The sequence below is a fragment of the Pseudomonas sp. Q1 genome (assembly GCF_009935975.1).
Taxonomy (GTDB): domain Bacteria; phylum Pseudomonadota; class Gammaproteobacteria; order Pseudomonadales; family Pseudomonadaceae; genus Aquipseudomonas; species Aquipseudomonas palleroniana.
The window spans coordinates 1-657 of sequence record NZ_QODI01000064.1 but is presented as its reverse complement, the minus strand read 5'-3'; the positions used below and the strand labels follow the sequence as shown (position 1 = coordinate 657).

Sequence of the window (657 nt, the reverse complement as noted above, 5' to 3'; positions counted from 1 at the left end):
GGAGACATCATTATCTGCGCGCTCCCCATGTGGAAGGTGACGGCGTTTATTGGCACCAACATCGTGACCGCGCAGACCTTCTGGGAAGGCCTCTGGATGAACTGCGTGCAGCAGAGCACGGGCCAGATGCAGTGCAAGGTCTACGACTCCATGCTGGCACTGCCACAAGATCTCCAGGCAGCTCGAGCGCTTGTAATCATCTCAATCCTCGTGACCTTCTTGGGACTTTTCCTGGCCGTCGCTGGAGGCAAGTGCACCAACTGCATTGAAGAACGGGACGCAAAGGCTAAAGTGGGGGTCGCGGCCGGCGTCTTCTTCCTGGTGGGTGGCGTTCTGTGCCTGATCCCGGTCTGCTGGTGCGCGAACACCGTCATCAGGGACTTCTACAACCCCATTCTGTCTGAGGCTCAGAAGCGCGAGCTGGGGGCGTCTCTGTTCATCGGCTGGGGCGCGTCTGGTCTGCAGCTCATCGGCGGGGCGCTTCTCTGTTGTCAGTGCCCAAAGAGCGACGGTCGTGGTTATTCCGTGAAGTACTCGGCTCCGAGGTCCGCTCCAGGAGCCTATGTATGAGACCCAGTCTGGACCGAAACTAATTCTCCTGTTTGAAGGAAGAGATGCATTTTATTCCCTGGTCTTGAGTGACCATTTTAACTTAAT

The 657-nt window shown here is 56.9% G+C and carries 1 protein-coding gene; it reads left to right on the top strand.

From position 1 onward, the window contains the following. Positions 1-570: hypothetical protein (locus tag DK870_RS29145; RefSeq protein WP_161550430.1), on the top strand; the 570-nt coding region annotated here is incomplete at its 5' end. Positions 571-657: the final 87 nt, after the last annotated feature.